3 protein-coding genes are annotated in these 5,395 nt (G+C 60.6%); 2 read left to right on the forward strand and 1 reads right to left on the reverse strand.

The genetic code is table 11. From position 1 onward, the window contains the following. Positions 1 to 477: serine/threonine-protein kinase (locus NW815_RS07785; RefSeq protein WP_414389422.1), on the reverse strand; the 477-nt coding region annotated here is incomplete at its 3' end. 275 nt (positions 478 to 752) lie between these two features. Between NW815_RS07785 and NW815_RS07790 the strand changes: the two genes are divergently transcribed. Both NW815_RS07790 and glyS read left to right on the forward strand, forming a co-directional pair. After that, complete coding sequence (locus NW815_RS07790) at positions 753 to 2,831, forward strand: cation:proton antiporter (RefSeq protein WP_414389420.1); 2,079 nt, start codon at positions 753 to 755, stop codon at positions 2,829 to 2,831. Positions 2,832 to 3,010: 179 nt separating this feature from the next. Next, positions 3,011 to 5,203: a glycine--tRNA ligase subunit beta gene (gene glyS, locus NW815_RS07795; protein ID WP_414415871.1), complete on the forward strand. Its 2,193-nt coding sequence runs from the start codon at positions 3,011 to 3,013 to the stop codon at positions 5,201 to 5,203. Positions 5,204 to 5,395: the final 192 nt, after the last annotated feature.

The raw sequence follows: 5,395 nt of genomic DNA on the forward strand, positions 1-5,395 counted from the left end.
GAGGTTGCTGGGTTTGATGTCGCGATGGATCACCCCCTTGATGAGATGGCCATCCTGCTCAGTCTCCAGGTTGTGGGCGTAATAGAGACCGGCACACACTTGGCGGGCCATCCTCACCACCTGTTGAGGCGGCAGCACCGGCTGCTTGAGCATTAGCTCCCCCAAACTGCGCCCCGTTAGGTATTCCATCACCAGGTAAGGTTGGTCGTTCTCTAGACCGTAATCCAGCACCTTAACAATGGCAGGGTGCTCCCCCAACAACGTGCTGATGCGAATTTCCTGCTGAAAACGTTTGTGCAACTGGCGTCGGGTGTTGTCATCGCCTGCTAAGTTTTGGTGCAACAGCTTGACCGCCACCGGACGGTTGAACAGGCGCGTATCGACAGCCTTGAACACCTGCCCCATGCCGCCCGCTGCAATGCTGTGAACCAGTTGATAGCGCTGGCCGATCACTTTTCCAGGAGCAAGCTGGTGCATGGGCAGCCCAAGAGCATGTACCCTCTGATTCTAATGCGTGTTTCTCGGGAGTTTCTCTTGCCTTTCTCCGGCCATCCCTGCCCAGCAGTCTTCATTCCCAATGTATTTGATGTGCTTTTAAGTACTTGTTAAACGCCCTGCCAGCGATTGAAGGCTGGACAAAGACTGTGGACTACGGACTGTGGACTACGGAGATCTACTTTAGAGCCGAGGGAATCTGATAGACTCATGCGGGCGCTTTGCCGGGTCTGTTATCGCTGTCTGTCGGGTGATTTATGCTGGCTCACTGGCTCAAAATGTCGGGGATCCCTCTAGCCCTGATCGGCCCTGTTGAGAATCCGGTGCTGGTGTTTTTGATCATCCTGACCATCATGCTGGTGGCTCCCTTGCTATTTGAGCGGCTGCGCCTGCCGGGGATCATCGGGTTAATCTTGGCTGGGCTGGTGGTGGGGCCCTACGGCTTGGGCATCTTGCGGCGGGACGAGACCATCATCCTGCTGGGCACGGTGGGGCTGTTGTTTCTCATGTTCATGGCGGGGCTGGAGACCAGTCTGGAAGATTTGAAGCTCAATGCCGGGAAGGCCACCATCTTCGGGGCGCTCACCTTTCTGTTGCCCATGCTCATCGGCACAGCAGCCATGTTGGCCATTGGGTATGGCTTTCTGGCGGCGGTGCTGGTGGCCTCTTGTTTTGCCTCTCACACCCTGATCGGTCTGCCCATCATCTCGAAGCTGGGGTTGATGCGCCTGCAGACGGTGAGGGCAACTTTGGGGGCCACCCTTATCACGAATGTCCTGGCTTTGTTGGTGCTGGCGGTGGTGGTGCGCGCCCACCAAGGGGAGCTGTCGCTGCGCTTTTGGCTGACGTTGATCCCTTCCATTGCCCTCTACACGTTTGCCACCCTGTGGGGGGTGCCTAAGCTGGGCAGTTGGTTCTTTCAACGCTTTGGTCACGACGAGGGAGCAGAGTTTACTTTCGTGATCGCCACTTTGTTTGTGGTGGCCTACGGAGCGGGGTTGATCGGCATTGAGCCGGTGGTGGGAGCCTTTCTGGCCGGGACGGCCATTACCCCCATCATCCCCCAGCTCAGCCCCCTGATGAACCGGATCCAGTTTATCGGCAACACCCTGTTTGTGCCTTTTTTCTTGATCTCGGTGGGGATGCTGATCAATCCCGGCATTCTCTTGGGGGAGCCGCGCACGCTGCTGGTGGGCGGAGTGATGATTGCAGCGGAGGTGGTGAGCAAGTTTCTGGCCGCTTGGATCCCGGCCCAACTGTTTGGCTGGCGCTTTGCCAGCACGATGATCATGTTCGGTTTGTCGATGGCTCAGGCGGCGGCTACCCTGGCGGCCATCACGGTGGCTTTTCAGGTGGAGTTGGTGGATGAGCTGACGGTGAACGGCACCATTGCCATGATCCTCGTGACCTGTGTTGCCTCGCCTTGGATTGTGGCCCGCTGGGGAGAGCAAATGCAGCCCACCGAGGTGGCCGCAGAGTCCACCGAATTGCCCAAGCCGGATTGGGGAGCTCGCGTCTTGGTGCCGGTGGCCAACCCGGATACCGAAAGCAACCTGCTGCAGTTGGCGTTGATTTTGGCCAAAAAAGATGGGGGAACGCTGCTGCCGCTGCATGTTTTGTCTGACCGCGCCGGGATCTCGCCAGCAGCCCTGGCCCGGCAGGAGCAGTTGTTGACCTTTGCAGAAGCTCTGGCCCACAGCGCCGTGACCCGAGTGGAGCCGATTCGGCGGGTGGATGACTCGGTGGAAAAAGGGATCATTCGCTCGGCGGCGGAACGGCAGGCGACCTTGGTGATCCTGGGCTGGAAGGGCTACTCCACCTATGCGGAGAACTTTTTCGGCAGCATCATTGACGCGGTGGTGCGGCAGGTGGGGATCCCAGTCTTGATTACGCGGTTTCCGGTACCCATCGAGACAGCACGCCGCATCCTCTTGGTTGCACCGGAGCTGGAGGTCTCTCCCGGATCCCTGCAGCAGACCATTGGGCTGGCGCAAACGCTGGCCGGCGAATTGAAAGCGGGTTTGCAGATCCTGCTGGTGCAAACCCGACCTGGGCGGAAAAGCTCCCCAGCCTTGCCGGCAGAAAGCTATGCCCACTTGCCGGTTCAGCGGGTGCAGGGGGGGGTGGTGGCGGAAGCCTTCAAAGCGCTGCAGCCAGGAGATGTGTTGGTATTGGTTCCCAGCGAAACCGGCAACCGGTCGCGTCTGGGCCGAGAGCCGGAGACCATCGCCCGCAACCGACCCAGCCTTCCCATCATCGTGGTGCATTTGCCACGGGATTCAGCTCATCCCTTGCGCCAAGGAGATGGGGTTCTGGCGGCCGCAGAGCCCACTTGACAGGGATGGCATTGGGGTGTTGTCTGGCGGACTGGAGCTCTTGTCTCAACTCCGCCCCGGCTCCCCTGGTAAACTGGGATACCCCAGGTTCGGAGCAGTCGTGAGCCAGAAGGGAGGCTTAGAGCCATAGACTATGTTGATTGAGGAAGTGGGGATAGTGCCCTGCGGAGCACAGGAGTATGGTTGCCTATTTGCTGGAAGTCGGCTGTGAGGAACTCCCGGCCAGTTTTGTGGATTCGGCCCTAGAGCAGTGGCGAACCGGGATCCCGGCCTCTTTGGCGGAGGCCCATTTGCAAGCGGAGCAGATGCAGCTTTTCGGTACGCCGCGCCGCCTGGCGGTTTTGTTGCAGGGGTTGCCCACCCAGCAGCCGGATCGCACCCTAGAGGTGAAAGGGCCGCCGGTTCAGGTCGCCTACCAAGATGGCCAGCTCACCCCTGCCGGGGAAAAATTTGCCCAAAAACAAGGGGTGGATCCCGGCAGCCTGGAAATCCGGCAAGTGGGCAAGGGATCCTTTGTGTTTGCGGTGCAGCGGGTGCGAGGCCGGCCAACAGCAGCTGTGCTCCAGGAACTGGCACCCGCCTGGATTACCAACTTGAGTGGTGAACGGCTGATGCGCTGGGCCTGCGGGGATCTGAAGTTTCCGCGCCCCATCCGCTGGCTGGTCTCCCTTTGGGATGATCAGGTGCTGCCTTTGCTGCTGCCGACCCACGAGGACAATTCCATGCCGGGCTTGGTGGCGGGGCGGGTGAGCCGGGGGCACCGCGTTTTGGGATCCCCGCAGGTCGTCTTGGAGCGGGCCGAGAGCTACGTTCAGCAAATGCAAGAGGCGGGGGTCAGCCCCGATCCAACAGCGCGAGAGGCATACATTCAGGCTGAGGTGACCAAGCTGGCCAGGCAAGTGAATGGGGAAGCGCAGCTCCCTGCTCCTTTGCTGCGGGAGGTGGTGCACTTGGTGGAGTGGCCGACGGCGGTTTTGGGGCGCTTTGAGCCAGAGTTTTTGCGCTTGCCCCCTGCGGTGATCGAGACGGTGATGATCACTCACCAGCGCTACTTCCCAGTACGGGATGGCCGGGATCCCAGAAAATTGCTGCCCTATTTCATCACCATCTCCAACGGCGACCCCCGGCAATCGGAGCGGATCGGGGCAGGCAACAGCCGTGTGGTGCGGGCGCGCCTGGCGGATGCCCGCTTTTTCTACGAGGAGGATCGGCGGATCCCTTTGGCGCAGCGGGTGGAACGCCTGCAGGCGGTTACTTTTGCCGAAGGGCTGGGCTCCATGCGGGACAAGGTGGAGCGCATCCGCCACATCAGCCGCCTCATTGCCGCTGCCTTGAACTTGGATGCCCAGGAACAAGCGCTGGTGGAGCGCACCGCCCAACTGTGCAAAGCGGATCTGGTTACCCAAATGGTGTACGAATTCCCCGAGCTGCAGGGGATCATGGGGGCCGACTACGCTCGGCAGGATGGGGAACCGGAGGCGGTAGCCGAGGGGATTGAGCAACACTACTGGCCTTTGGGAGCGGGGGACGCTTTGCCCACAGCACTGACGGGGCGGGTGGTGGGCTGGGCAGATCGCCTGGATACCTTGGTGGGCATGTTTCGCTTGGGGCGGATCCCCACCGGCTCCTCGGATCGCTTTGCCCTGCGGCGGGCCGCCAACAGCCTGGTGCTGGTTGCCTGGGATGCCGGCTGGACTTTTGACTTTAACTCCCTGTTGCAGAGTGTGGTGCAGGACTATGCCTTTGGCGATGTCCACACCTTGCGAGCCTTGCAGGAGTTTTTGGCCCAACGGATACAGACCCTTTTGCAGGAGGAAAAACGGATTGATTACGACTTGGTCAGGGCTGTGGTGGGGGATCCCGAGTCGGTCAAAGCGGAGGATCCCCAGAAGGCCGAGCTCACCATGCGGGCCCTGGGCAACCTGCCCTTGACTTTGCTGCGGGCGGAGTACCTGCAACACCTGCGGGCCACCGGGGAATTGGCGGATCTCTATCCCACCCTCAATCGCTGCGCCCGCCTGGCAGCCCAAGGGGACTTGGACTACGCCGTGGTGGATCCGGCAGCCGCCGTGGATCCCGGTCAGTTGCAGGAGGCGGCAGAAAGGGAGTTGTACGAGGCTTGCCAGAAAATCTATCATCTGGGGGTGGAGCCGGCCTTACGGGGAGATTTTGTTCCCTTGGTGGAAGCTCTGCAAGCGGCAGCCCCTCAGGTAGCCCAGTTTTTTGAAGCCGTTCTGGTGATGGATCCGGATCCTGGTCGGCGGGCCAACCGGCTTAATTTGCTGGGGGTATTGCGCAACCAGTCCCGCCTGTTGGGGGACATGGGGGCTGTGGTCATGGCAGGGGAATCCTCGCCGGAGAAGACCCCCTAGCCGTTTCAGATCAGTTTACTTCGAGACAGATCCCCCTCACCCCCAGCTTCTCTCCCAGAGGGAGCTACCCCCCAAGGACTCTGTCCCGCTGGCGCGAACGGCTTGGGAATGGACATATCGTCATTTCCACTCAAACTCAGAACACTGTGCCCACACCTAAACCGTTGGTCGCGTCTTCGCGTCAGCGTTGCG

The sequence above is a fragment of the Synechococcus sp. R6-7 genome (assembly GCF_047461695.1).
Taxonomy (GTDB): Bacteria; Cyanobacteriota; Cyanobacteriia; order Thermostichales; family Thermostichaceae; genus Thermostichus.